The sequence below is a fragment of the Tenacibaculum sp. genome (assembly GCF_048269885.1).
Lineage (GTDB): Bacteria > Bacteroidota > Bacteroidia > Flavobacteriales > Flavobacteriaceae > Polaribacter.
In genome coordinates, this window is record NZ_JBLWTZ010000029.1 from 1 (window position 1) to 25,122 (window position 25,122).

A 25,122-nucleotide genomic window follows, 5' to 3' on the forward strand; every position below is an offset into this window, starting at 1 on the left:
TACTTAGAATTATCCCCCGAAATAAATCAGTTAAAATATGGCACACTTATCAATTTACTCTAAGAATTCCTTTTTCTTGATTTATTTCTAGTATGATTCTAGTATCCAATTTAATTTAACTATTAGTATTAGCTAGTTTAAGCTACAAATTATTGATTATTATATTTACTCTAGTATTAATTTTAAATAGAGTAATTATGAAAAAAGTAACTTTAATTTTAGCAGTAGTATTTTCTACATTCTTATTAACTAGTTGTACTGATGAGTCTAAAGAACTAGAAGAATTAAACAATGAAAGTCTGGAAGTTTATAACGTCGATAGAAAGGACATTGAAAGACCAGGATCACAAGGTAGCAATTAGTATAATTGGTAGCTTTTTAGTAGCCTTGTCTGGATTAATTTTGTTTACAGACAAGGTTTTTCCTTTTGAGTTAGAAAATAAATTCGGATTTGGAAAAACTTCAACTTTTATTTGGGTTTTGAGTCAAACATTATCCCCTATCCTCTTAATAATAGCATCTGCATTTAGACCGTTTAAAACTGCATATATTATCCCTGTTTATATATACACAATACAGTTTATATGGATTTTCAGACCAAACATAAGATTTGATGATTATTACCTACAAACTTATGCCATAGGAACTACTATTGGTTTTTTATTAATGTTATACATTATTTATAGGTTCAATCTAATAAAGACCAAGAGACAATTAGAAAATGAGAAATTTAAACAAGATGTTAATGAAACGATTGATTTATTAAAAAAAGATATTTTAACAAAAACAGAATAAATAAATTGAAATGGATATTAAAATTGAAAAAGCTAAAGAAATTAGAACACTAATAGAGAATAACACGATTGATAAAATTGCTGCTTTAAATCTTTTACAAGAGCTAGTTAATACACAAAATATTTCTATTTCTGAATTAGATGTTTACCTACACGAAATAGACAATTTAAAAAAGATTAAATTAATCAAAAACAATATTAGTAGTAGTATAATAGAATTAGAAGAAAATAGTAATCAAATTATGGAGTTTTTAAGTTTAAATAATGACGATTTTAAAAAACTTAAACAATTTGGATATAAATTACTATAGAAAGAAAATTAATCTATACTGTCCAATCTATTTTTAAGAACTTCTTTTAAAGTCTTATTTCTCTCATCTGTTCTTAGAGATTTGACCCATAAATAAAAATTTTCATACTTCATTAGTTCATCTTCATGCAAGAGAATTTTCTCTATAACATCTAAAGCATCTTTCTCAGAAAGGTTTTTAGTTTCAGAGCTGGGTTTTCTATCATATTCTTTGAATACCTTTTCTAAAATTGGGATTTTAGATTTGGGTACAACTCCACTATTCTCATAATTATAAATTGTATTTTTACTCAAACCAACTAGTTCTCCTAATTCTTCTTGAGATAAACCAAATTTCTTTCTTAATACTTTTAAATCTGAACCGTTCATTAATTAGTAGCAAGTTAAAAACAACTTTCTTGTTTTCTTTTAAAAAAATCACAATTTTGTGATTAAAATATTTGTAAATCACAAAATTGTGATTATATTTACACCGTGTAACATTTCAAATATAGGTAATTTATAGTGATTCCCTATAAAAATTAGTAGCAATAGTAGAAAACAATAATTAAAGCAACAAGAGACTAAAAACAAAAAACTGATTCTTAAAGACTAAATAACTCTATTTAAAACTAATACTATCTATGTTGTTAAGTCAAAGAATTTAAAAATTTGAAAGCGGGGCTTTTCTTTTGTGTTAAAAAGAAAACTTTCTAGTCGGGGGCGACTAGGTTTTTTGAAGTTTGTGAAGGGGCTTCTTTAAACCAAAAAAATCGCTTTTTTCCCCTTAAGCGGTATCAACCCAAGTATTAAATACTTGGGTTGTTTTTTTTTTAGCTAAGCGACACTAGATTCATGCTCTTAGTTTTTAATAATCACAAAATATTTATCAAAATGTAAGTAGACGGATTTTCCACACGTTTTTCTTTTGATTATAGCTATGCAATGTTAAAAACACCTTTTCTTCCTTTCCTTTTATTAATAGACCATTATTCTCTTTAAAGTTTTTTCCTAGAAAACTATAATAATCCTCTTGCGTTAACTCGTCTATAGGCTTTTTTAATTCAACTGAAAACATAGTACTATTAAACAAACTAGTCCCCATAAGCTCTTTGCTATAACAATATAGTTTATTACTATTTGAGTCTTCTATATACAAATAGTCATATATACTCATAAAAAAAGACTTTGGCTTTTTTTCTAACCTTAACCCTTTTGCTGTATTTATAATTGTATTAACCCCGTTATTTATATTAATTCGTAATTCTTCATTAAAATATATATTTCCAACAGAATCTTTTATATGATAAGAGGGATTCAAATCTTTGTTATAGAGACTTTCCCATACACAAAGTAGTAGAGTACTAAAAAAATATAAATTATACTCAGGGTTTGATTTACTTAAACCATCTATTCTTAAAACTACAGATGGATTGATAAGTTTCTCTATTTGTTTATCTATATTCTTTTTCATTAACTATATCTTCTTCAAATAATAAACGTAACTAGTAACAGCTAAACACTTTATGATTATTTTTTCTCTCGAAAGTCTTTATAAACACACTTTTTAGTTCTATAACAAAGTATTACATCACTATTTATTTTTTCATACAATATATCTAACAACTCTTCTTTTAACTCTATATGATTCCAGTTAGCTGGTATATCAATATAGTTAGCCTTTTTGTCGTCTTTCATAGCAAAAAAGAACACTCTTTCTCCTAAATACCCTATAGTTGTTTTACCCTGTGCATTTTCTAAAAATGGCTTAATAGACAAACTGTCTTTGACGCATTTTATATTGTGTAGGTAAAAAACTAAGTCTTCCTTATATGTATAACTTGTAGTTTTCACAATTAATTCATCTTCATCTAAACTAAAAATATCGTGAACAAAACCAGCACTACTATTGGTTAACATATCTGAATATTTACTGCCAGTATCTTTAATATTGTTCAGTTTACCTATTACCTTGCTAAAGTCATTCTTTGTTAATAATTTTTTCTGCTCAATCTGTTTTAATTTATTAACCTTAGATGTTTGAAAACTACTATCTTCTAAATTTATGTCTCTAGTTATTGTTTTATCTTTTTCTACCCTTTCTTTATACCCTAATGAAATGACAAAAACAAATAACATTAATAAATATTTCATAACTATTTCTTTTCTCTAAAGTCTTTATAAATACACTTTTTAGTCCTATTACAAAGTATTACATCACTATTTATTTTTTTATACAGTATGCCTAATAGCTCTTCTCGTAATTCTATAGGGTTTAATTTTTCAGGTATATCAATAAAATTAGCCTCCTTATCATTTTTCATAGCAAACATTAATACTCTATTTTGAGTATAACCACGTGTAGTTTTTCCTTGTGCATTTTCTAAAAAGGGTTTAATAGAAATACTATCTGCCTTATGCTTAAGAGTATGGACATAAAATTTTAATTTATCCTTGTATTCATAACTGGTTGTTTTAACTAAGAAAGTTCTGTTATCTAATAGAAAAAGTGAGTCTAAAGTTCTAGCCCTATTAGACATCCAGTCTTTGTGTTTTTCTTTAGTATGTTTAATATCTTTTACTGTATTTAAAACTGCTTTGAAATTAGTTTTTTTCACTAAGATATTCTTAATTACACCTTTTTCCTTGTCGGATAAAACGATAATATCCTGACTTTTTTTCTCTTTTGTAGAACCATGCTCTATGTTACTTTTCGGTATCTTACAACTGCATACAAATAGAATAATAATTCCTAATAAAATATTTTTTCCCACTTTTTATTTCTTTTTGTTACGTAATTGGTAAACTTCTAATTTCATTGGAAAATCATAAGCATAGTCATCAATATTAGTTAATAATTTTGAACTTTCAAGATTATTTTCTGTGTAGTTTGATATACCTACCATTTGGTCTATAAACTCAAAACTAATATTTTCACCTCTTCTATTAGCTATAATCGTAAACGAATGAAAATCGGCGTTATAAGCCCCTATAAACACATAATAACCGTCTTTGGGGCATTTACTTTTCATATACTCCACAGGACTCTCTTTAAACCTACTTAATTTTACATCAGTATTCCCTGCTTGTCCACTAGATGTTACTACTTCTCTTTCATTAATATCAATTACAGTAAAAGTTTTTGATGGTTCTGCATAAGTTAATGAAATTAACTTACTACGTACACCATCCGTGGTTGACTCTCCTGCCTTTTTAAAATCATTAGGTGTGACTCTGTTGGCTGAAGGCAAATGATTTTGGTCTTTTCCTAAATATAAATCATTAGGACGATTTAATAACTTGTATACAATATGCTTATGAGTATCTGTACAATGATGGTATCTGTTTTGATCTCCTGAACTATTAACTTTTTCGCGGTTTTGTTTAGCATAGTCGCGAATTTCTTGTATTTTCTCTAAAGAAAACTCCCATTCATTTGCTGCACTATGTATTATCTTTACTTGCCCGCAAAACACATTCTTATATTTTCCTTCTATATCAAAATATTTCTTATTGTCGTTAGCATAAAAATTGATAAAAAAAGTTCTTTCTGTTTCTGTGTTTATTTCAATGTCTAACTCTATAAGTGTACTTTTTTTCTTAGTGTAATCTACTAAAAAACTCTTATCGTCTGTTATTTTTATACTTTCTTTTTCAGTAAGTTCTTTCTCTCCTTTAGCCAATGCTATTTCAGGTTTTATATATCCATCATCATCGTAAAACTGGTCTGTTGTACCATTTTTAACAGTGAATTTTAACGAAAGTTTTTTACTTTCAGTAGTAAACTCCATCAAAGTATATTTATCTCTAATTGATTTACTAATTTTATCTGATAATGTTACTTTTTCATCTTTTTTGTACACTAAAGATGTTTCTTTTTCATCTTCATAGTCTATTGGTTCAGCATCTAAACTTACAATGGGGGTAAACTCCCACATTTCTAAAGGCTCTATAGAAAAAGTATTACTAGGATTTCCGCATTCGGTTACAGTAGCCATATTATTCTTGTTTTAGGGGTTTTACAGTTAGTTTCTGAGTATCATTTGTTATTAGAATATCTTTTAAAATATTCTTTTCTAAAGGTTTTTTATTATACTCAAAATTAAAGGGATACTTATCTAGGTTTATATCTACTTTTTTGTTTTTCATTTCTTTAGAAACAATTACTAACTCTACAAGTTGGTCGGGTTTTACTTTTTTAACCTTTTCTTTTGTTTCTATATCTTCAAAATAAATATTTAAAACTTTTTTACTGTTAGTATTCTCCTGTGCCTTATAAGGTGTTTCTTCTATAGGTGGTATAAAACTCTCTTGCCAAGGTTTTATATAACGGGTTCTACTTTTTCTACGCCAATCGGTACTATTGTAAAAAAAACGATAGTCTTGCATTGCAGGCGATATCGTTAAGGTAACCTTCATACCTTTTTGATTATCAAAAACCTCATGGTAATTTATAAGTACTCCATCTTGAAAGTTGTACTGGAATAGCTCTACTCCATCAAAATCATCTTCGTAAAAAACCACTTTCCCATCTCTTAATAAGTAAAGATTAAAAGGGTGAGGTATTTTTTTATTGTCTTTTCTATCGGCTATAATCCATTCAATAAAGGTGTCATCGTACATTTCTGGTTCAAAAGTAACGGTAAAAGCACCTCCCATTAGGGCTGATGTAGGTTTGCCGTTCCAATCGGTAAGACGAATGTAATTTAAACTAGTAGAGATTAATTCTCGTTCCTCTCCACACACAAAGAGTTTGGCTTTTATGTTCATAGATGTTTTTTAAGGGTGGTACAATTTTTTGACCCTAAATATATAAAACATTTAGAAAAATAAGTAGGTAGTTTTCTGATTTTTAAGCTACTCCTGTATTTCAAGAATAATCTATTTTTTATTTACTAAGATTGTACGTGTATAAACATTCTCATGTGCTTAATCAAGAAATTATAATGTACTTATATAAACCTTATAAAATAACTTAATTATCTCTTGTTTTGACTCTAAAACACAAAACCTCTTAAAATCATATTCAATTATAGTTTTTTTTCAACGTTAAATTCCTAAACTTAAAAAACAAAAGAGTTTTTCTTTTCCTCAACACAAATCCAAATGATGATATTTATACTCATTTAGTGAGATATTCAAAAAACTTGATTATTTTAGTGGGCTGAATTAAAGAATTCAAAAAATGAACCGAATAAAAGAGGTTTTAGAACAAAAAGGAATTAAGCAAATTTGGTTATCTGAACAGTTAGGGAAAAGCTACAATATGGTAAATTCTTACGTTCAGAACCGAAGACAACCGAGTATCGAAGATTTATATAAAATAGCTGAAATACTTTCGGTTGATGTAACAGAATTACTAACGAGCAAAACGAATGTATAAAGAATTAATAGAGAGCCCAGAATTACATTGCGTTTCAAAACCACAATTAGATTTATTCTCTTACACCAAGGAGAATAACCTAGAAAATAACTTTAAAATAGTTTCAAAAAACAAAGAAATAAAATTCGAATCAATTGGAAAAAATACACTTTTAGGGAATGGTAACTGTGTGGATTATTTGAAGTTTATAGGTACGAGTACAATTGATTTAATATTAACTGACCCTCCATATAATCTTGGGAATTTCATGCACAAACGCAATACAAACCTTGTAAAAATGCGTGAAAATCAATTTGCATATGCTGGTTGGGATAATTTATCGCAAGATGACTGGGAAAAGGAAATGGACATTTTTTTTAAAGAAAGTAGCAGAGTATTAAAAAAAAGAGGATCTCTTTTACTTTTTATGTCTTTAATAAAACTTGAAACTATAATTAAAATTGCAACAAAATATAAGTTTTACTATAAAACAACTGGAATTTGGCATAAAACAAATCCAATGCCTAGAAATATGAACATTCATTTTGTAAATTCTACTGAAGCTTGGGTTTATTTCGTAAATAATGATACTTCTGGAACATTTAACAATAACGGAAAAATGGTTCACGATTTTATAGAAACATCTTTAACCACAGCAAAGGAAAAAAAATTCGGAAAACATCCGACGCAAAAACCAACGAAAATAATATCTCATTTCATTAAGCTTTTATCAAATAAAAATGATGTTGTTTTAGACCCATTTATGGGAAGTGGAACAACTGGAGTGTGCTCAAGAGAAATAGGGAGAAAGTTTATTGGTATTGACTTGAACAAAGAATATTATAAATTATCAAAAACGAGAATGTTAAATGAATAAATTAAAAGTTGTTGATTTATTTGCTGGCGTTGGTGGTTTGTCGCAAGGTTTTATTTTAAAAGGATTTGAAATAGAGTTTGCTATCGAACACATTAAAGATATTGCATATTCTTACAAGTTAAATCATCCTGAAACTACTGTTTATGATGAAGATATTTCGCAAATAGACCTAAATAAACTAAAATTAAAACATCCAAAAATAGATGTTATTGTTGGAGGACCGCCTTGTCAAGGTTTTTCGCAGAAAGGAAAAAGATTGAGCATAAATGACGACAGAAATTTTATGTTTAAAAAGTTTATTGATGCAGTTGCTGTTTTTCAACCTAAATATTTTGTTTTAGAAAATGTTCCGAACGTCCTAACGACAGCAGACGGATTTTTTAAAAAAGAGATAATCGAAGGATTTGAAGAACTAGGTTATGCAGTAAACGCAAAAACTCTTAATGCTTCTGATTTTGGCATTCCTCAAAATAGAAAACGTGCATTTTTTGTTGGTTCTAAAAATGGAACTCTACTCGAATTTCCAAAGCCTAAAAAGAAAAAAACTACAATAAAAGAGGCTATCTACGATTTGCCATTTATTGCATCTGGAGAAGGTTGCGAGTTTTTTGAATACGAAAAACCCACTAATTCAGATTATCAAAAAATATTAAGAAAGAATTCTAAAGGAATTTTCAATCATTTCGCAACAAATCACTCTAAAGTAGCATTAGAGCGTTTGGAACTTATACCAAAAGGAAAAGGTAGAGAGGTTTTACCAAAAGAGCATAGAACGAAATCTATTTACAGCGGAACTTGGTCTAGATTGTTAGAAGATGGGATTGCTTCAACAATTACAACTCGTTTTGACACGCCTTCATCTGGCTTATTTACACATCCGATATTAAATAGATGTTTAACAGTTAGAGAGGCTGCACGAATTCAATCATTTCCGGATTCCTTTATTTTCTATGGGACTAAAACATCGCAAATGAAACAAGTTGGTAACGCAGTTCCGCCATTATTAGCTAAAGAAATAGCTACAATAATATTAAACGATTATAATAAATGAACTTACCAAATCAATTAACTGAAAGAGAAGCAATAGACCCAAAACTGGCTGTTGGTTCATCATTGCCAAACCCAAAAGGGCTATTGGCTATTGTTTTAGCTCTTTATTTAGTGAATGAAGAAAAAGACTATTTAGAATATTCTGACAAAAGCGGAAACACTATTATTCTAAAACCAAGTTTAATAACTTCTTTAAAAGCTTTTTTTAATGGAATAACTGGTTATAGCGCAACAGAAATTGACTCATTGTCATCTGTCAATCCATTAGTAGAAATGCAAATTGAACCACTTCAAGTTCCACTTCAATTATTTTGGAAAATCGCGAAAATAAATATTTTAGGCACAGATTCCTCAAGTGGAGAAAGAACAGGTGGTGTTAGATTTCCAAAAGAATTGTTCTTTACCACAAATATGGATATTCTAAAAAATGTAATCTCAAACGAGAATGGAGATATTACAAATACTGGAAAAGAATTAATATACAGTTGGCTAACAAATAAAAACACGCCTACTAATTCAGCTGATATTGAGCAAAAATTAACAAAAACTTTATCCGTTTTTACGGAAGAGACTCTTTTTAAAACCTGGAATAATTCAACTGAAATCATCTTTCAGCAAGAAGGAATCTACAATGCTTTTGATGCTACAAATACAACTGTCGATATAAGAGGAACTAAAGAAATCAAAGGAACTTTACGTAATTTAAAATCTGCAATATCAAAAGGTATTCATCCATATTTAAAAATATCTAGTAACAATGTGGAGCTTAAAAACCCAAGTCTAGCAACTCATTTCGACAGTTATCAGAAAAAAGTATCAAACTATTTAGACTTAAACCCAAAATCTATTGAAATTAAAATAGTAGAAACAGAGGAAGAAACTAATGTTGATGATGTTACTATTTTAAATAAAATATATTATGGAGCACCTGGAACAGGTAAATCACATAAGGTTAATGAGCTTTTAAAAGGTAAAGAAGAGAGAACTGAAAGAGTAACCTTTCATCCAGAATATGATTACGCATCATTTATTGGTGGTTTTAAACCAATTACAGAGGTAGATGCTGAATCTGGAAAAGAAGAAATTAAATATAAATTTGTACCTCAAACATTTACAAATATTTATGTAGATGCTTGGAACAATAAAGACAATGATTATTATTTAGTTATTGAGGAAATTAATAGAGGAAATTGTGCCGAAATTTTTGGAGATATATTTCAATTATTGGATAGAAACTCTGACTATAGTATTACACCATCTAATGAATTAAAACAATATTTGGTTAAAGAACTTACCTCTGCTGATGGAATAAAAGGTATTGAAAATGGCAAAATGAAATTACCATTAAATCTTAACATTTTAGCAACAATGAATACTTCTGACCAATCGCTATTTCCAATGGATAGTGCATTTAAGAGAAGATGGGATTGGGAATACATACCTATAAACTATGAAAAATCAGAAGAAAACCCATCATCAAATTATCAAGTTGTTGTTTCAGATTCAATATCATTCTCTTGGCTAGAATTTATTGAAAAAGTAAATATAAAAATCAAAAAGAACCCAAATTTAGGAATGGACAAATGTATTGGTAATTACTTCATAAAAGCTAAAGACAATAACATTACACTTGAAGAGTTTATTAATAAAGCAATTTTCTATTTGTGGAATGATGTTTTCAAAGATGAAGACGACCATATATTTGAAGAAAACACTTTTTATGAAGACTTCTTCCCTATCGAAACAAAAGGAAAAGAAAAAGTCTTGAAAATACTCGACAAGATTGGTTTAAATACACCTAAAAAAGAAGATTAGATGAAAATTCTAATCGAAGGAGCATATTACCCAATTCCAACTCTTCAAAATATTTTTGACGACCCTAAATTTTATACTCAAAATGGTTTAGAAGGTAAAATAATATCTGTTGGTTACTATCATTCATTTGAAAAAAATGAACTGGTTTATATGTTGCCAAAAGTATTTATGACTGATGATATCAATTCTGTTTTTGGTAAAACAAAAGACGAATTATTAGATTTAGATTCTATAAAAAACATTAAACACGATTTACAGTACAATTGGATTCGGCAATCATCTTTATATTTTTACAATAGCCTTTTAAAATATAGAAAGAGAATTACAGATTCTCAAATAGTTAATAAAACAGAGCGTTTTGAGCTAAACACAAATCTTGGAGACCAAGAATACTCTTATCTAGATTTGCTTTTGTCATTTGTGAATTTTTACAAAAAAAATAAGAACCATATTCTATATAAACATATAGAGTATAATTCAAATCAGGCAAAAAAACCTAAATGGGAAAAAACCATTAGAAAGTCTTTACCTATTTTTACTTCCAACAATTCGCCTGTTTACGTTTCAATTAGAAACAAAAAGAAAACTATAAATACAGAAGAAGAATTATTAACGTACTTCTTTTCTATTCTTGAAAATTTCAACCAAGACCATAAACTTAATTTAAGAATAGATAAATCTTTTAAAATTATAAAAGGTAATTCATTTAAAAGGCTTCAAGCAAATGGATTATCTAAACTAAAGAAAATCAAGTATCGATATTTTAATGATACGCTAAAAAGAATGTATGCTTTATGTGAGATATACTTTTCACAAACAGACAAAAGTAGTTCTAAAAGAAAGAGAGAAGATTTTTTATCGGTAAATAATTATAATTTAGTTTTTGAGGATATGATTGACAAATTATTTTCTGACGAGTTAAATAACACGGAAGTTGATAATGTGTCGCTTAAAGATTTGAAAAAAAATGATGATGGTAAAATAATTGACCATATTTATGACTATAAATCTTTAATAGACACAAGTAATATCTTTTACATTGGAGATTCAAAATATTACAAATCCAATAGTGAAGCCGGTAATTTATCAAAATACAAGCAATTTACTTATGCTAAAAATGTAATTCAATTTAATATTAACCTACTTAACAAGAACAAAAACAAACCCTTTAAAACAGAAATCAGATATAGAGATGAACTTACGGAAGGTTATAACATTACACCTAACTTTTTCATTTATGGTTATATAGAAAATGAAGTAAATTTTGATGAAAGTTTAATAGAAAAGACAAAACCATTACCAATAAAATCATATCATTACAAAGAAAGATTATTTGACAGAGATACTTTGTTTGTTCATCAATATAAAATTAACTTCTTATTTGTATTAAAAGCATATACCAATTTCAACACAATAAAAACTCAAAAATTCAGAGAGGAAGTTAAGAGAGACTTTAGAAAACACTTTATTGACTTTTTCAATGATTCAAAAAGCTGTGAATTTGAATTTTATAAGTGTAAATCAACATCATTAAAAGACTATGAATTAATTGTATCGAAAAATTTCAAATCTTTGAATGGAAAGTGTTACGTGAATATGGAAACGGAATTAATTCTATCCAAACATATTGAGGATGAAATAGAGGAATCGATTATGGAAAATTTTGAACCAATAACGGAATTAAAGTAATGAAATGCCAACGCTCACATTTGAACTAAATAACACCTGACTTAACTCCTTCCTCCTTTTCCCCTCTCTTAACACGTAACTTTTCAACTTCTTTAAGAATAAGGCTAGTAGCAAAAACAATTGTTTCATTATCAACTCCTTCTTTTAGCTGCTCTTCTAAAACATATTAAGGACATGTTTTTTACTTTTTCTAACTCTTTAAAATTCTACCTCTTTCGGTATTACATTTCCTGTAACCACTTCTTCAGAGACAATCGGGTCGAGTTTCCCTGAATAAATATTGTATTTCAATTCATCGAGTGGCTTGTCTTGGTAACGGTTCTTATCCGTATAAATAAAGTTGGTTTTGTAATGATTTGTTTTCTCGGTAAAGAAAATACAATCCCCATCAAAGCCACTTTTAGCACCACCACGCATTTTACCGTCTGCCGTTTGTTGAAAGATGATAAAAAACAATTTCCCGTCGTACTTCTTTCGTAAATCTTTGTCAATTTCAAACTTACTATTCAGTTCCTTTAACTTAGCAAAACTATCAATCACAATCACATCGTTTTCTCTAATCAGCTTGTCTAATTGGTCTAGGTTTTCAATATCAGGATTGGACAAGTTTCGTTCTGCCACCTCATTAAAATACATATCGGCTTTGTCCCAATACAACGCACTTTCAGGGTGTTCTTCCATAGAGGCATGACCGACCTTGTATTTTTGAGCTAGTACATTGATAAACTTAAACGCAAAGTGTGTTTTACTTGAACCTCGTTTCCCTGCTAGGGTAATGACTAAACTTTCTTTGGTTTTTATCTCTAGCTTCCCTAAAAAGCTCGCTAGTACAGCATCCTCAATTTGGTAATACTCAAAGGTTCTATGTCGTAGTTGATTTCGTTTATAAGCTACCGAGTTTGTATTGAGATTCCCTGGTATATTATTCTTTGGTCGTGACTCTGATACTTTATTGTTAGGTTTATTTAAAGCAGGTGTTTTCGTTGGTTTTGAGCTTGCTTTTTGACTGGTTTTTACCAGTGCTTTGTAAAACTTGGGTTCTTTGTTGGTGTCCACTTGTAAGAGATAATCCACTGCTTTTTGTGCCTCACTAGCTGCACGCATCAGAAGCTTTGTATCTTCTTGCATAAATTGTAACGCCAATTGCCAGTTTTTTAGGTAGTCCGCATGGTTTGCTTGTGTCTTCCATAAAATCCCTGCTTGTGCGGATAAAAATACCGCCCCAAATTCTGCTATGAGTTCTTCCTTGGCATAGACCACATCGCCAAAGCGTTTTCCAAAAGGACGGTTCAATCGGCTTGGGTGTCCTGTACTGTGTATCATTTCATGGAATAGCGTACTGTAGTAGTCTACACTTTGATAAAAGGCTTCGTACTTAGGCATTTTTACTTTGTCTTGTGCTACATTGTAACTCGCTCCTTTAAATCCGTGTACTATCTTCGCACTGTCTTTCGGAAAGTGTTGAATGATAAGTTCTGCTATCGGGTTCTTTTCTTCTGTATTGTGAGGGGTACTTGGTGCGACAAAGCCTAAGCGTGCTTTTTCTAAAGCGGTGAGCTTATTCAATCCAAAATCAATGCCCTCAATATCTGCTCCGTTGAACACCGTGTAATATTTTAAAATAGGTATGGTCTGTACGAGAAAATCAAAATGACTCGTATCATAGCCTTTCGATTGTAAAAAGTCTTGCATTTTTTGTTTGTTATAGGTAGCGTGTTCGAGTCCTTTTTGAGCATCTGAAAATTTATACAAGCGGGTAAAGTAAATTACCTCTAATCCTTTAGCGCCTTTTTTGAGTTTTCCTTTTGCTTCTTGTACTTGCTTAAAGGTTAAGAAATAAGGGTTTTGATACGCTCCAAAAGGATTGCCTTTTTTTAGCAGTATGATATTGATACCTCTATAGGCTTTTTTAGAGGCAAAGTTCACAGGCGATAGATACCCGCCTTGTTCTAAAAAGGTATCATCCCATCCCAATTTTGGTGTTCCTTTAGCGCTCTTGATAGCACTGATAAGCTTGTCCGTAATCATCTGATAGATTTGGTCGGGACGTACAGGTGCATTCAGCCCTGTAGTGTTGGTGTCTTCTTCCTGAATGAAGTCTAAACCTGCTAAAAATTCTAAGGGGATGTTTTCAGCAGGTTGTTGGGTTTTAGTGACAGGCGCTACAGCACTTTTTTTTTTGAGGTAGCTTTTACAATCCTACCTCCCTTTGCATATTTATAGCCTTTTTTCAAACGTCCACTAGCGGTCAATCCCTCTTTTCTTTTTGGGGCTGCTAATCCTTTTCGAGTAAGTTTGGGTACTTTGGCTCTTGCTTTGACTACACGTCCTTTGATAAAACGCCATCCTTTGCGCAAACGTCCGCAACTGGTTAAGGCTTCTTTGTAAGCTCCTGTATGTCTTGGTGCGTTCAGTCCTGTGGCATATCGTTTGACTGAAATGTTAAACGTCGTGTATTTAGGGTGGTCGTTTAAGATTTTTGAGACTCTATAAATAACCTCGGTATTGTTTTCTTTTTTAGCCTGTGTTACTAATCTTTCTAACGTACTTCGGCTGACTTCCTTGCCGTCTAAGGCTTGAAATTTTTGTATGGTATTCATTTTATTTTTTCTTTTTCTTTTTAGCTTTTGTATATATCACATAGCTGATAAGGGCTATGCCTGCAATACTTCCTAGTAGCGGGGCTACCTTTTTTTTTTGAGGTCAACACCAAACTTATGAGCTAGTGCAAACACTCTCCCTGTCCAACTCATTGCAAAGTATTGGTAGTCTTTTAAGCGTTTGTAATAGGCGAGACGTTCTTTTCCTATGCACTCAAAAAACTGTTTGGCATCTACCGAGTTAATAGCTTTGACAGTATTAGATCCTATGACATAATCTACCTGTAGGTTCTTGCCAAAGTATCGGTTTAAAGAGCGTTGCACGATACCTGCGGTTACTCTTGGATTGGCGTTTATCGCATGGTCGACTATCATTTCTGCAACTGCCTGACTACGGATGCTATCGGCTCGCATTTTGTCCCAAAACTCATTTTTAAAAAGGATATGGGCTTCTACTTTGGTAAGACTTTTCATATCGCTGATACTCGGAGGTCTGCCTAGTATCTTTTCATAGAATTTAGCGGAGATTCCGTGATTGGTTCCAACTCGTTCTTTTTTTGAGTTGTAGTTTCCTTTGTCGTTTTTTAGGTTTTGATACCCGCCCTCTGCTTGTTCTAAAGAGGGTTTGAATAGTTCATAGCTTGCCATTTTCTTTTTCTTCTTTTTTAAAATTGTACGGTTCGTGTGTTTCCTAAAGTGGCTACGTCCAGTTCAAATCGCAACGCTTTTATAAAGTCCTGTTGCTTTTTTTGAAGCTCTTCAAACACCAACTGTCCTACGGTGAGTACTGGCAGGTTAATGTGCGTAGGTGGTAACTGGTACATACCACCACTAGGAATACTAATTTGATGGGTATTCAGTTTGGTAAAGGCTAATTGTTTCCCTGTCTTCTTTTCATACACTCGTAGCTCTTTTGCACTTATAAATCCTGTATTGATGTTCAAATGTTCTTGGGTTGGGTTTCGTAGCTGTATATCTAGCTCTAAAGCGATGTGTTGCCATGAGAGTTGCACATTTCTAATTCCTGAAACACGAAACTGTAATTGTTCTATAATACGGGTCAGTTGGGCTTTCTTTTGGCTGATAAAAGCAGTTAGGGTTACCAAGCCTATGCCTGCTCCAACGACCCATAGCTTTCTTGTGTTCATTCTTAGGTTTAAGTTGTTTTGACTATTCCATAGACCATGCCTGCAAGCACTAAGAGCAGCACCCAAACCCATAAAGGCAGTCGGTGTGTTGTTCTTTGCTCTTTTACCTCTTGTTTTTTCTTTTTGTACTGACTCGTTGATATGCTATCCCGCTGTTTGGTTACAACTTCCTTAGTAGCGCCTATGGTACTGCGTATCTCAAATCCTTGGGCTTGGGTATCGTAGCGAACGTTATAGCTATTTGTACCGCTTTGTTTACTACTAGCAAAGTGTTGTAATTTTTGATTGACTAGGCTGTCTAGTCTACTATCTCCAGTGGCAACCTTTATAAATATTTTATCTTGAATAGCGCTATTGATAGTGATACTCTGTACGCTGTCTTTTTGTACATAGACACTATCCGCTTGGGTTTCTAAAATGTGGGTCTTACTGTGTTTGGTTGTCCCACATCCTGTAATCAGTAGCAGTAAAACAATACTGAGTATTTTAAATGTCTTTTCCATATTTTGTGATGTATTTGTCGAGTTCTTTTTGTTGCTTGGCTACAATGCTGTGTAGCTTTGTGTTCATATGTTCCAATTGTTCGATATACTGATGTAGTGAACCGATACGAGCCATAAAATCACTTTTAATGCTTTCTATCATTTCTGCATTGATGTCAAAGGCTCGTTTGTAATTCTCTAGCTTTTGTAAATCGGCTTTGTAACGTCTTTCTAGAGCTAGGTTTTTGGCTTCTTGGTGGCGTATCTTCCGCATTTTAAAGCCTGCGAAAAAGGAAAAAACTAGCCCTAAGATGCCTGTAATTTTTTCCCAGTGCATGAGTATAAATTCCATTAGGTCGTCGTTTTATTCTTTTTCTTATCCTTGGCAATCGCATAGATAAACAGTAATCCTAACAGTCCCATACTGGCATAGATATAGTTGTTATCTCCTTTCTTATTAGCGGTTATCACTACTTCTGATAGTAGTTCCGAGCTTTCCTGCAACGTGATGGTGGCAGGTAGTTTTGAGGCTACTATTTGTAGGGTATCATAGCCCACAAAGGAAATATGTATCACATCGGTAGGACTGGCATACAATTGAAATGCTCCGTTTGCATCGGGCGTTGTTCCTTTTTTGGTTTGGGTATTGTACACATTGACAAGCCCTGCTTCAAAGGGTTTTCCTGTGCTTCCGTTGATAATGATTCCGCTGATTAATTGTTGTGCTGTTGTATTCATCGTACATCCACAATTTTTTTTCGTGTCAAATTCTTCTTGGGCTTGTTGGGTGTCGGGACATGCCAACCCGTAAATTGGTAAACTTGCTTCCATTGTTCTTTTTCATTTTTTTGTTTAAAAGGGCATGTCTGCGCTTTGTACTCGTTGTTTAATTTGGTGATATAATTGCCTGTCCCACGTCTCTGAAATCTCTGCTTTGAGCCAGTAGATTAAATCGTAATCGTCCGCAAGCTTTTTATCGAGCCATACCGTTGGGGTTTTGCCTCCCATGCGTTTTCTTCTGCCAAAGGTTTTATATACGAGTCTAAAGTCATCGCCTGTTTGTAGTTTATCAAAGACTTGTTGTATTTTGGCTTCATCGGTGGCAGGAAGTCCAAAAGCGGTGTCGTTAAAAGCATCTAGTAAGGACTTGGCTAAAATCTTCGCTTGTTCTTTGTCTATGCTTAGCTTTCCTGTATTGATGTGTAAGTCTGCTTCGATATGGTCGTTTGCTACGTCTTGAAAGACTTCGGTTACCGCATCGGCTGATTGTTTGAGTCTTTTGTATAGGAAATATGCTACGACACTTCCGCCTGCTACTATGAGTAGCGGTTTGTTGGCTAGTAAAAAGGCACTGGCTTCATTGGCTTTGCTTACCGCTTTTTTAGCGTTGTTTCGGGTGGTAATTTTCGATACACTTGTTTTCTTTTTCATCGCTTTTTTTTCTCCTGTATCTTGTTCTTGCTTTCTACTTCAAAAAGCTCTTGACTGCACCGTATTTTATCGGACATGCAAAGTAGCTTTGTGCTTCTTTATGACTGGATAGTTCTGCTAGGCGTATCAATACTTTTTCTGGTAATTTTTCTAATTGGGCAATGGCTTCTTTTTTAGTTTGTATCTTCATGGTGTTCTTGTTGTTGTTCGATAATCTGTGCTACTTGTGTGATTAAATCTTCTTGCCAGTTGTCAAGCAAATAGTTAAAAAACATCACTTGTTCGTCGGTGGCAGTGGGAAGCTTTTGTACAAAGGCTTTTTGTATAGGCGAAACATTCGGGCTTGCTAACTGGCTCGGGTGTCCTACGGCATTGCCTCCTGAAGCTTCTAAGATTTTAGGAAGCATCCCACCCAAGGTTTCCATCGTCTTTTCAAAAGCGGGCGTTTCTAAAAAGCTTTTTTTCTTCAGCAGTTCTCGCTCGACTCTGAGTTCTTCTCGTTCTTTTGCCGTCTCTAACTTAATCGTAAGTGAGCTGTTGGTTTCTTCTAATACTCGGTTGCGAGAACGCAGGTCTTTGACGGTTTCTTTTAGCTCTTGTACTTGTTCTTTATAGTCTGCCGAACGTTCTGCTTGTACCATCTTTGCCATCAGCTCTGGCGCTCCTAAAAAGGCAGTGGTGGGGTCGGTAGCATTCATATCTTGGGTTAATTTTTCTGTGAGTGTTTGTAGCGTGTGATAGGTGGTCTTCCCATCCTTGGTATAGGTTTTTTGTAGGGTAAAGACCACCGCTCCGCTAAATCCTTTTTCGGGTAAGGCTTGTAAAAATTGGGCTATCGAACCGTATTTGCTTTCAATGTCTTCTAAGGTAAAGGCGTATTTCTGTGCTGAAGTAGACTTCACGAGTTTTACGCCGTTACTCGATACCTTGATGACATGATTGCTTCCTCCTTGTAGGTGGTTTTCTACGATGTTCGATAATTGATTATTCACAATATAAATACCTTACTATGGCTTTTTTAAAGGGTGTTGTTTGTACGGCTTCGAGTGCTGGATATTCTGAAAATTCAAAGCGTATCAAGCCGTCTACAATTGGATGATTGGTGTTTATTACAAAAGGGGCTTGGGCAGTGATTCGCTGTCCTGAACCGTCTTTGATAAGCAAAGGAACGCTTAGCTCGTGTGGGTGTACCTCGAGCTTTACAATGCCTTTGCAATCGTTCTTCTCGGAAAAGTTTACCTCAAAATCATCGGTAAACTGTTCGCTGTGGTATATGGTCTTCATTCTTAGCACGGGTTAGGGGATTCTATCTCAAAGATGAACTCACCACAAATGGGTCTGTTTCCTAGGGTTTCCCAACTGATAGTTACACGTTCGTTTTTGCTTTCAAAGTCAAGCTCTTTAAAGCCCTCGTTATAGCCTCCGCTTTTGTGTTCATAGTCTTTGATGTCCGTGGTCTCCGTCAGCAAATGCCCTCTGCTGTCTTTGAGGGTAATGTCTGTTTGAGAAATTCCAAAAGGAACTAATCTCGACATGGTTTCTCCTGTGGGCATACCTGTGTCCATAGGGGGCATATAGGAGATAAAATACACTCCGATTACTTTTCCTGTGGGTATGGTGTCGCTGACCTCATTTTGTAAGAGTTCTTCAGGGGGAAGATTGGTCTTTAAGAGGTCTTTGTTGATTTTTATGCGTTTGTATATCTTTTTCATCTTTGGTGCTTGTGGTAACACTTTGCGCTTGTCTTAGCGCAAAGTGTGGTTATAAAAATGAGCTTAGCGTTTTTGATAGGTGGCAAATCCTGATAAGCGTGCAGAAGCGAACAGGGCTTTTCCGTCTTCTAACGTGATTTTTGCACCTTCTGGGTATTGGATTTCGATTTCGGTAATGGTGTCGTCTTCCAACAGGGCAAACGAACCTAATTTGAAATAGTGGTTACCGCTTTCGGTAGCGCCTAAAATGTCACAAATCGGTAGTTCAATGAGGATTTCGTTTTTTTGCTTGACTACAACCATTGATTGCATTAAGGTGTTCGGTACTTTGGCAATGCTATAAGCAATGTCTTGCTCTGGTTTGCTAGCATCGTCAATGGCGCATTTAAACGTGATGCCATTGGCTACAAACACACGTCCTTTGACTAAGGAGTTTCCGTCAAAATTGGTGACTCCTCTTTTGGCTACTGACGAACCTGTTAACAGGGACACCGTACCGCCTACATCTACTTTTTTGTTGGCGTATAAAAAGCTTGGCATGGGCTTCATCGCACTGATGTTCCACTTTTCGTTTTCTTTGCGTTTGGAGTTCTTGTATTTTAAATACTCGGTTACTCGTAAATAAGGTTCTTCGTTTCTTAAAAAATTCATCTTTTTCTTTTTTCTCTTTTTGTTTTTTTAACTATTAAAATCTTCTACGGTTTCGTAGGAAATGTCTTCGGAAATTCCATCGTAGTTGGGACTGGTGTAACTTGATAAAAAGTCGGTGCTATCTAGTGCAAAGGGTTCGTTCCAATTGTCATAAGGAGATCCTAAAGCGGAATGTAATAGCGGACTCTTTTGCAACTTTTCATCCAACAGTTCTTTGACGAGTTCACCTGTTTGGGTGACGGCTGTTCCCATCGCCATGTCTTGTGCAATGGCTTTGCCTGTGGTTTTCCTGTCCAAATAGGCTGCGCCTACGACACCTGCCAAGGCTAACATGCCTTTTTTGAGCTTGGTGTTTTGCATCGGTAGCTTTTTAGCGGTTACACGTGAAAGCATTGCGCCTGCACTCATACTTAGCAAACTGACTACCGAGTTTTCTATTGATTCTTTTCTCATCGTTTATTTTTTTTGTGTCATCACGTACATGCCTCCTAACAATACGAGTATGCCTGCTCCAACTCCTACATACAACAGCGTGTTGTCTTTTTTAGGGGCTTGTTGTGTTTGTAATTGTAGCTGCATCATTTTTACCAAGTTGTCTACCGAGGTTTGCTGTGCTTGTGCTTGTTGTTCTAACTTGGCAATGAGCATCGGCGCAATGTCCTTGGTTTCGCCATTGGCTTGTTGTACATAGACTGGTTTTCCGTTTCGGGCTTGTTCTATTTGCGACCATGTTCCGCCAACGGTATTGATTATCCCCATCAGGTTCGCTCCGTCCCAAAATCCATGAAGTCCGCTTGCTTGTGGTTTAGAAAGTGCTTGGCTTTCTAAGGCTTCTTCTTGTTCGGCAAGCAATAGGTGTGTTTGTAACAAATTCATCATTCTTAGTTTTATACACTTACGGACTTCACCGTTTTGTGGGTTGGACTTTTTTTATTGAGATAGACGACTGCGCCTAACAGTGCAATACCTCCTAGTATCAATGGTGCGTTTTCTTTGGCGATTCCTGCAATGCGTTTCTTGTTGGCGTTGCTGACCTCAGTGGGTGTGGCGTTGGCTGCTTGGGCTTTTTCATGGTCTCTTTCTGCTTTGTACTTCGCAATTTTTTGCTTGACTTGGACAATGCTTTGTTTAATGGCATTGAGCTTTTGTTGGTTTGCTTTAATCACTGCATTGGCTTCTTTGATACCTTGGGTCTGTTGACGTTCCAAGGTTTGAAAAGCGCCTTTGATATGTCCTAGGGACTTTTCTGCATTGCGCAAACTTTCTTCGGCTTTTTTTCTTTTGGAGACTGCACCGTTACACCAAGCGCCTAAGCCTAACGCATCGGCGATGCCTTCTTCTTGGGCTAGCTGTTGTTGTTCAACTTTTATGGCTTGTTCTAAGCGCCGTACTTCTTTTTTAAGACTTTCCCATTCGGCGGCTTGTCGTCCGTTTTGGAGTGCCTTGTACTTGTTGTCCCATTCGGCTTTTTGCGCCCACACGCCTTTGGCTTGGTTGTTCAATCGACTGGCGATTCCATTGGAGGGACAAAAGCCGTCGAACCAACCATACAGCCCATACGGAACATGCGTGCCTATGGTGTCAAATTCTTCATTCATAACTTTTTATTTTTTTTGTAAAAACAATACGAGCAAGGCGGAGGCTGCTGCGCCAATACCTACTTGGATTTTTAATCGCTTGCGCTTTTTGGCTTGCTTATCTTCTGCCACATTTTTTTTAAAGCGTTCTTGATAGTCTCGTAGGGCTAATTCATTAGCAGTACGTGTGTTTTGAGCTTCTTCTTTTAGGTATTGGGTGTAGTTTGCATCGTATCGCAACCATACTTTGTAGAGTTCTCGTTGTAAGGGTTGTTCGAAATAATACAGCATTTCTCCGCCTAAATGTGCTTTGGCTCGTAAGGCTTTTACGTTGTCTAACAGTGGGGTTATTTCTTTTTCATAGCTTTTTTCCCGTCCGTCGTTATAGGTTTTTTGTAAATGGGCTAGGTTGTTCATTAGCCATTTTTCTGCATTGGCTTCAAATGGAAATATCGGGTCTAGTCCATAGGTGGATATTTCTTTTCGTACCACAATAAAGCGGTAGTCGGCTACGATGGGGTTGGTCTCGTTTTCCACCACAAAATAGAGCGTTCTACTGTTCACATTGGCTGACTTGGTAAATTCTTCTACCTTGAAATAAGGGGCGTGCTTTTTAAATTCTTCGAAAAAATTATCGATAAATGTTTTTATTTTTTCCGCAAAGGCTAACGCATGGGCTAGGGTTTCTCCGTCGCAATGTTCGTAAGAACTATAGGCGGTTTCGTTGCGTAAATGGGCAATGCCTAAATCTACTTCTTTGAATATTTCGTTGAACAAGTGTTGTGTCCTTGCACGGTTTCTAAAGGTGATGGCTTCGCCTAATTGGGTAATTTTTTGTTGTAGCTTGTCTCGTAAATCACGTCTGATTTTAAGTTCTACTACTGAGGCATCGTAATACGAACCACTACAGGAGTTCATTTCTTGTATGAATTCACTCACGGCATAGTTCACTAGTTTTCCAACGCCTTTTACGAGTTCTCCTCCAATAGCTCCTGATAAGCCTTGGGATTTGGGAGTCATTAATACATCGTCAGATTGGTGTATGTCCTGTTCTTTGAATGTTTGTAAGGTGCCGTCTATGGTATAGTACCCGTCGTTTAGGTCAAATGTGTGTTGGTTTTTTGGAACTATTACATATACGTGACTGTAGCCCTCGCCCTCTTGTTGTATAACACGTCGCAAGTAGTGTGTAACCCCACAATTTAATAGCACACTGCTTGCGAAAATGCTATAACTTTTGCAATCCAATCCCTGTGAGCGAGTCGCCCAAGCACAGGCAGGGCTACGTAATAATTGGTCGTAGGTATCTATCTTGTATTGTAGATGCTGATACAAAAACCTGTGTAGCTCCTTGCATAATTTTTGTAAGGGGTGGTTTGCAAATTTTTCTTGGGATAGCTTTTGGGTGTGGTGTTGGTATTTATATACCCACAACGCCATACTTTCAATTGCTACCTTGGTGTCTCCGTTGGCAATTTTTACACTACTACAGTCGCTATGTGGAAGTAACTTGTCGTATGTACTTCCTTTTTGGATGGGTCTGTATAAGATGGTATTAATTGCCTCGGGATTCACTTCTTTTTCTTTTGCTGAGTCAAAAGTACTTGAAGTGTTTTGTGAGCATTCAGGGTTTGAAAGGCTTCGCTAAGCTTTGCTGTAATTAGCTAACTTTTGGGAGGGTTTGGTAAGATTAGGGAGGGTTTACGTGTTTCCGTAAACTAGTAATATTTACTTTTTCTACATTTGAGATATAATTAAAATTTTAAAAAAATAGTATGGGAGTAATTACAAAAGGAGATTTACAATATGAATACTCATGGACAGCCATTCCATCTGATGATCCAAGAGTAACAGGAAACCCTGACAGCACATTCTTAAATAGAAGTGAAGGATATGAAATGTTATACTTTATAAATAAATTTTGTGAATTAACAAATTTAACCACTAAAGATAACGCTCTTAAAGCAGAAACCAAGATTAAAGAACACTTACCATCCAGCATTAGAAGTCAAGCTAATGTGCAAGCCTGGTTAGTTAAAAATTGGTAAAAGTATTATTAAAAGAGGAAGTTTTAATCACTTCCTCTTTTTTATACCAAATCATATACTTCTAAAAATCGTCGTACCTCGCTTGGTCGTAGTTTCTTTTTATGTTTGGCTACCTCAAAAGGTAAATGGCGTATCTCTGCGATAATCTCATTAATCGTTACTCGCATTTCTCTTTCTGGTAGGTAATAGTATTTTTCAAATAGTTTCTTTTTACTGTAAATAGCGGTCATTGTTCATGTGTTTACTGCTAATAGGCTTTCTCATAGACATACCCTGTAATGGTATTGTTGCCATCATACACATATACCTTTTTGGGTTCGTGTACGTAACTGGTGCTTCCTGACATTAGAATGTAATTGATAAGGTTTTGATTGTCTAACTTGTAGTAGTAACGCAGGGTTACTCGAATGATAAATGTTTCAAACTGACAAAAAAATTCTTCTTCGCTTATTCTACCGTCTTCATGGTATCTTTTTCCTCCGATATTGTCTTGATGCTCTTTAACAAAACTTAACAGCTTTTCGTAAGTGTTGGCTTGTAAGTAAGCGACATACATGGGGTCTTGCTCTTTGGTTTTAGGTGGAGCTTCTGCAATTCCTCCTTGTAATTTCAATTCGTTTTCTAACATACTTTTTAAACTCTGTGCATTTCCATAAAATCTCGTATCGTTTACATTGGTTACATTTCTTGCGAGTATGGTAATGCCTTGTTGTTCGTCTTTGTAATTGGTGTTGTGGGTAATTAGTATTGCTTCGTTAGGGTATCTCGGATGCTTATGGATAGACATTGTGGGTAAAATATGTTCTATCGCTCCTGATGTTCCCATGATTACTATATTACCATTTGCTGATTGTTGTATTTTCATATTCGTTTTTTAATTGTACTTCTCTTTTTTGAGTTTCCTTGCGCTTTATTGCGTTTTTCTTGCGTCTTCCAATACTGCTTTTCTTCTTGGAGTTCACACCATTTTTGATAACTGTTCATTGCTTATTTTTTATCTAATTCTGATCTCCCAACGATAGACTGATTTACTGGCGAGCTTAATGGGTATTTCGGGGTTTCAGATTTTCAGTCTCGTACTACAAACCCTTTTTCTGTGTTGGTTGATGCTTTGTTGTTCTTTTTATGCGGTTATTATTGTCGTGATATGTTGTTTGGTCTGATTGTCAAAAAACATAAGTTGATTGGTAGCGCCTACATATTTTGACTTTTGAAATCGTTTGTACATGCTATTGATTAAGGTGTTGATGGTTTTATTGTTTTTACTCAAATGGTTATACCAAACGGGGTTTGCATAGGTGGTATGGCTTGTTTTATACTTTAAATGACTGTTGCCATTTTTTAAGAGGATAACCATTTTTAGCTTGCTACATTTGGGACAGGTGATTTTGTGTCCTGTTCCGCAATGGCATCGGTTTTCTTTTTTGCTCATTTTTTAGATTCTGTTTTATTGATTATAGTGTATCATAGTGGGCAATACGGATAGATAGCTATGTGGTAGGTTGGTTTGTACATAGGTGTATAGCTGTTTTGCTGTATAATTGCCTTTTTCATATTTCTTGATGGCTGTTGTAATTTTCTTTTGATAGGTCGCTTT

General features: G+C 34.2%; 34 protein-coding genes. 8 read left to right on the forward strand and 26 right to left on the reverse strand.

The features are described from left to right. The first annotated feature begins 291 nt into the window (after positions 1-291). Together ACN0WY_RS15810 and ACN0WY_RS15815 are read left to right on the forward strand one after the other, a co-directional pair. Positions 292-795: a hypothetical protein gene (locus ACN0WY_RS15810; protein ID WP_417800976.1), complete on the forward strand. Its 504-nt coding sequence runs from the start codon at positions 292-294 to the stop codon at positions 793-795. 10 nt (positions 796-805) lie between these two features. Then, positions 806-1,105, forward strand: coding sequence for a hypothetical protein (locus tag ACN0WY_RS15815; RefSeq protein ID WP_121145949.1), 300 nt, complete (start codon positions 806-808; stop codon positions 1,103-1,105). 8 nt (positions 1,106-1,113) lie between these two features. Here the strand turns inward: ACN0WY_RS15815 and ACN0WY_RS15820 are convergent, their stop codons facing one another. From ACN0WY_RS15820 to tssD, 6 genes are all read right to left on the reverse strand, one after another. Continuing rightward, the gene (locus ACN0WY_RS15820; protein WP_121145951.1) at positions 1,114-1,473 is read right to left on the reverse strand and encodes a helix-turn-helix domain-containing protein; all 360 of its coding nucleotides are present in this window, start codon (positions 1,471-1,473) and stop codon (positions 1,114-1,116) included. Between the two features lie 499 nt (positions 1,474-1,972). Next, complete coding sequence (locus tag ACN0WY_RS15825) at positions 1,973-2,557, reverse strand: hypothetical protein (RefSeq protein ID WP_417800977.1); 585 nt, start codon at positions 2,555-2,557, stop codon at positions 1,973-1,975. Between the two features lie 56 nt (positions 2,558-2,613). After that, entirely contained in the window at positions 2,614-3,237 is a 624-nt protein-coding gene (locus ACN0WY_RS15830; RefSeq protein WP_417800978.1) for a hypothetical protein, read from the reverse strand. Between the two features lie 2 nt (positions 3,238-3,239). Next, positions 3,240-3,857 carry a hypothetical protein gene (locus ACN0WY_RS15835; protein WP_417800979.1) on the reverse strand — a complete coding sequence of 206 codons (618 nt, stop codon included), beginning with the start codon at positions 3,855-3,857 and terminating at the stop codon, positions 3,240-3,242. Between the two features lie 3 nt (positions 3,858-3,860). Next, a complete protein-coding gene (locus ACN0WY_RS15840) occupies positions 3,861-5,081 on the reverse strand; it encodes a hypothetical protein (protein WP_417800980.1) in 1,221 nt (406 codons plus the stop codon). A gap of 1 nt (position 5,082) precedes the next feature. Then, complete coding sequence (tssD, locus tag ACN0WY_RS15845) at positions 5,083-5,853, reverse strand: type VI secretion system tube protein TssD (protein WP_417800981.1); 771 nt, start codon at positions 5,851-5,853, stop codon at positions 5,083-5,085. 415 nt (positions 5,854-6,268) lie between these two features. Between tssD and ACN0WY_RS15850 the strand changes: the two genes are divergently transcribed. Genes ACN0WY_RS15850 through ACN0WY_RS15870 form a run of 5 tightly spaced genes read left to right on the forward strand, consistent with a single transcriptional unit; the run spans position 6,269 to position 11,876 of the window. Continuing rightward, positions 6,269-6,466, forward strand: a complete 198-nt coding sequence (locus tag ACN0WY_RS15850; protein ID WP_417800982.1) for a helix-turn-helix domain-containing protein — start codon at positions 6,269-6,271, stop codon at positions 6,464-6,466. Beyond that, positions 6,459-7,322, forward strand: coding sequence for a DNA-methyltransferase (locus ACN0WY_RS15855; RefSeq protein ID WP_417800983.1), 864 nt, complete (start codon positions 6,459-6,461; stop codon positions 7,320-7,322). Before ACN0WY_RS15850 ends, ACN0WY_RS15855 begins: the two co-directional genes overlap by 8 nt. After that, a complete protein-coding gene (locus ACN0WY_RS15860; protein ID WP_417800984.1) occupies positions 7,315-8,373 on the forward strand; it encodes a DNA cytosine methyltransferase in 1,059 nt (352 codons plus the stop codon). The genes ACN0WY_RS15855 and ACN0WY_RS15860 overlap by 8 nt, the downstream gene beginning before the upstream one ends. After that, complete coding sequence (locus ACN0WY_RS15865) at positions 8,370-10,187, forward strand: McrB family protein (protein ID WP_417800985.1); 1,818 nt, start codon at positions 8,370-8,372, stop codon at positions 10,185-10,187. Before ACN0WY_RS15860 ends, ACN0WY_RS15865 begins: the two co-directional genes overlap by 4 nt. After that, positions 10,188-11,876 (forward strand): hypothetical protein, encoded by a 1,689-nt coding sequence (locus ACN0WY_RS15870; RefSeq protein ID WP_417800986.1) that lies wholly within the window; start codon positions 10,188-10,190, stop codon positions 11,874-11,876. Positions 11,877-12,074: 198 nt separating this feature from the next. On the opposite strand, the gene ACN0WY_RS15875 is transcribed toward ACN0WY_RS15870, so the two are convergent. From ACN0WY_RS15875 to ACN0WY_RS15955, 17 genes are all read right to left on the reverse strand, one after another. Continuing rightward, complete coding sequence (locus ACN0WY_RS15875) at positions 12,075-13,904, reverse strand: ArdC family protein (protein ID WP_417800987.1); 1,830 nt, start codon at positions 13,902-13,904, stop codon at positions 12,075-12,077. A gap of 134 nt (positions 13,905-14,038) precedes the next feature. Continuing rightward, positions 14,039-14,476, reverse strand: coding sequence for a hypothetical protein (locus ACN0WY_RS15880; protein WP_417800988.1), 438 nt, complete (start codon positions 14,474-14,476; stop codon positions 14,039-14,041). A gap of 84 nt (positions 14,477-14,560) precedes the next feature. Then, positions 14,561-15,124, reverse strand: coding sequence for a glycosyl hydrolase 108 family protein (locus tag ACN0WY_RS15885; RefSeq protein WP_417800989.1), 564 nt, complete (start codon positions 15,122-15,124; stop codon positions 14,561-14,563). A gap of 17 nt (positions 15,125-15,141) precedes the next feature. After that, entirely contained in the window at positions 15,142-15,624 is a 483-nt protein-coding gene (locus ACN0WY_RS15890) for a hypothetical protein (RefSeq protein ID WP_417800990.1), read from the reverse strand. A gap of 8 nt (positions 15,625-15,632) precedes the next feature. After that, positions 15,633-16,127 carry a hypothetical protein gene (locus ACN0WY_RS15895; RefSeq protein WP_417800991.1) on the reverse strand — a complete coding sequence of 165 codons (495 nt, stop codon included), beginning with the start codon at positions 16,125-16,127 and terminating at the stop codon, positions 15,633-15,635. Then, a complete protein-coding gene (locus tag ACN0WY_RS15900) occupies positions 16,111-16,458 on the reverse strand; it encodes a hypothetical protein (protein WP_369918338.1) in 348 nt (115 codons plus the stop codon). Before ACN0WY_RS15900 ends, ACN0WY_RS15895 begins: the two co-directional genes overlap by 17 nt. Then, positions 16,458-16,937 carry a carboxypeptidase-like regulatory domain-containing protein gene (locus ACN0WY_RS15905; protein WP_417800992.1) on the reverse strand — a complete coding sequence of 160 codons (480 nt, stop codon included), beginning with the start codon at positions 16,935-16,937 and terminating at the stop codon, positions 16,458-16,460. Before ACN0WY_RS15905 ends, ACN0WY_RS15900 begins: the two co-directional genes overlap by 1 nt. A gap of 21 nt (positions 16,938-16,958) precedes the next feature. Beyond that, positions 16,959-17,537, reverse strand: coding sequence for a hypothetical protein (locus tag ACN0WY_RS15910; protein ID WP_417800993.1), 579 nt, complete (start codon positions 17,535-17,537; stop codon positions 16,959-16,961). Positions 17,538-17,571: 34 nt separating this feature from the next. Then, the gene (locus ACN0WY_RS15915) at positions 17,572-17,727 is read right to left on the reverse strand and encodes a hypothetical protein (RefSeq protein WP_274635355.1); all 156 of its coding nucleotides are present in this window, start codon (positions 17,725-17,727) and stop codon (positions 17,572-17,574) included. Next, on the reverse strand, positions 17,711-18,529 hold the full coding sequence (locus ACN0WY_RS15920) for a hypothetical protein (protein WP_417800994.1): 819 nt from the start codon (positions 18,527-18,529) through the stop codon (positions 17,711-17,713). The genes ACN0WY_RS15915 and ACN0WY_RS15920 overlap by 17 nt, the downstream gene beginning before the upstream one ends. Beyond that, complete coding sequence (locus ACN0WY_RS15925) at positions 18,522-18,821, reverse strand: hypothetical protein (protein ID WP_417800995.1); 300 nt, start codon at positions 18,819-18,821, stop codon at positions 18,522-18,524. Before ACN0WY_RS15925 ends, ACN0WY_RS15920 begins: the two co-directional genes overlap by 8 nt. Positions 18,822-18,823: 2 nt before the next feature. Then, positions 18,824-19,249 (reverse strand): hypothetical protein, encoded by a 426-nt coding sequence (locus ACN0WY_RS15930; RefSeq protein WP_417800996.1) that lies wholly within the window; start codon positions 19,247-19,249, stop codon positions 18,824-18,826. A 63-nt stretch (positions 19,250-19,312) separates the two neighbouring features. Further along, entirely contained in the window at positions 19,313-19,900 is a 588-nt protein-coding gene (locus ACN0WY_RS15935; RefSeq protein ID WP_125066256.1) for a hypothetical protein, read from the reverse strand. A gap of 27 nt (positions 19,901-19,927) precedes the next feature. Next, on the reverse strand, positions 19,928-20,353 hold the full coding sequence (locus ACN0WY_RS15940; RefSeq protein WP_417800997.1) for a hypothetical protein: 426 nt from the start codon (positions 20,351-20,353) through the stop codon (positions 19,928-19,930). 3 nt (positions 20,354-20,356) lie between these two features. Next, on the reverse strand, positions 20,357-20,779 hold the full coding sequence (locus ACN0WY_RS15945) for a hypothetical protein (RefSeq protein WP_417800998.1): 423 nt from the start codon (positions 20,777-20,779) through the stop codon (positions 20,357-20,359). 8 nt (positions 20,780-20,787) lie between these two features. Continuing rightward, positions 20,788-21,498 carry a hypothetical protein gene (locus tag ACN0WY_RS15950; protein ID WP_417800999.1) on the reverse strand — a complete coding sequence of 237 codons (711 nt, stop codon included), beginning with the start codon at positions 21,496-21,498 and terminating at the stop codon, positions 20,788-20,790. Positions 21,499-21,504: 6 nt separating this feature from the next. Continuing rightward, positions 21,505-23,052: a hypothetical protein gene (locus tag ACN0WY_RS15955; protein WP_417801000.1), complete on the reverse strand. Its 1,548-nt coding sequence runs from the start codon at positions 23,050-23,052 to the stop codon at positions 21,505-21,507. 200 nt (positions 23,053-23,252) lie between these two features. Here ACN0WY_RS15955 and ACN0WY_RS15960 point away from each other — a divergent pair, with 200 nt between their 5' ends. Next, entirely contained in the window at positions 23,253-23,525 is a 273-nt protein-coding gene (locus ACN0WY_RS15960; protein WP_417801001.1) for a hypothetical protein, read from the forward strand. Between the two features lie 41 nt (positions 23,526-23,566). Here the strand turns inward: ACN0WY_RS15960 and ACN0WY_RS15965 are convergent, their stop codons facing one another. The 3 genes from ACN0WY_RS15965 to ACN0WY_RS15975 all read right to left on the reverse strand — a co-directional run bounded on the left by ACN0WY_RS15965 (position 23,567) and on the right by ACN0WY_RS15975 (position 24,957). Next, on the reverse strand, positions 23,567-23,755 hold the full coding sequence (locus ACN0WY_RS15965) for a hypothetical protein (protein ID WP_121146007.1): 189 nt from the start codon (positions 23,753-23,755) through the stop codon (positions 23,567-23,569). 17 nt (positions 23,756-23,772) lie between these two features. Next, complete coding sequence (locus tag ACN0WY_RS15970) at positions 23,773-24,390, reverse strand: hypothetical protein (protein WP_417801002.1); 618 nt, start codon at positions 24,388-24,390, stop codon at positions 23,773-23,775. Positions 24,391-24,648: 258 nt separating this feature from the next. Beyond that, a complete protein-coding gene (locus tag ACN0WY_RS15975) occupies positions 24,649-24,957 on the reverse strand; it encodes a hypothetical protein (protein WP_417801003.1) in 309 nt (102 codons plus the stop codon). Between the last annotated feature and the right edge of the window lie 165 nt (positions 24,958-25,122).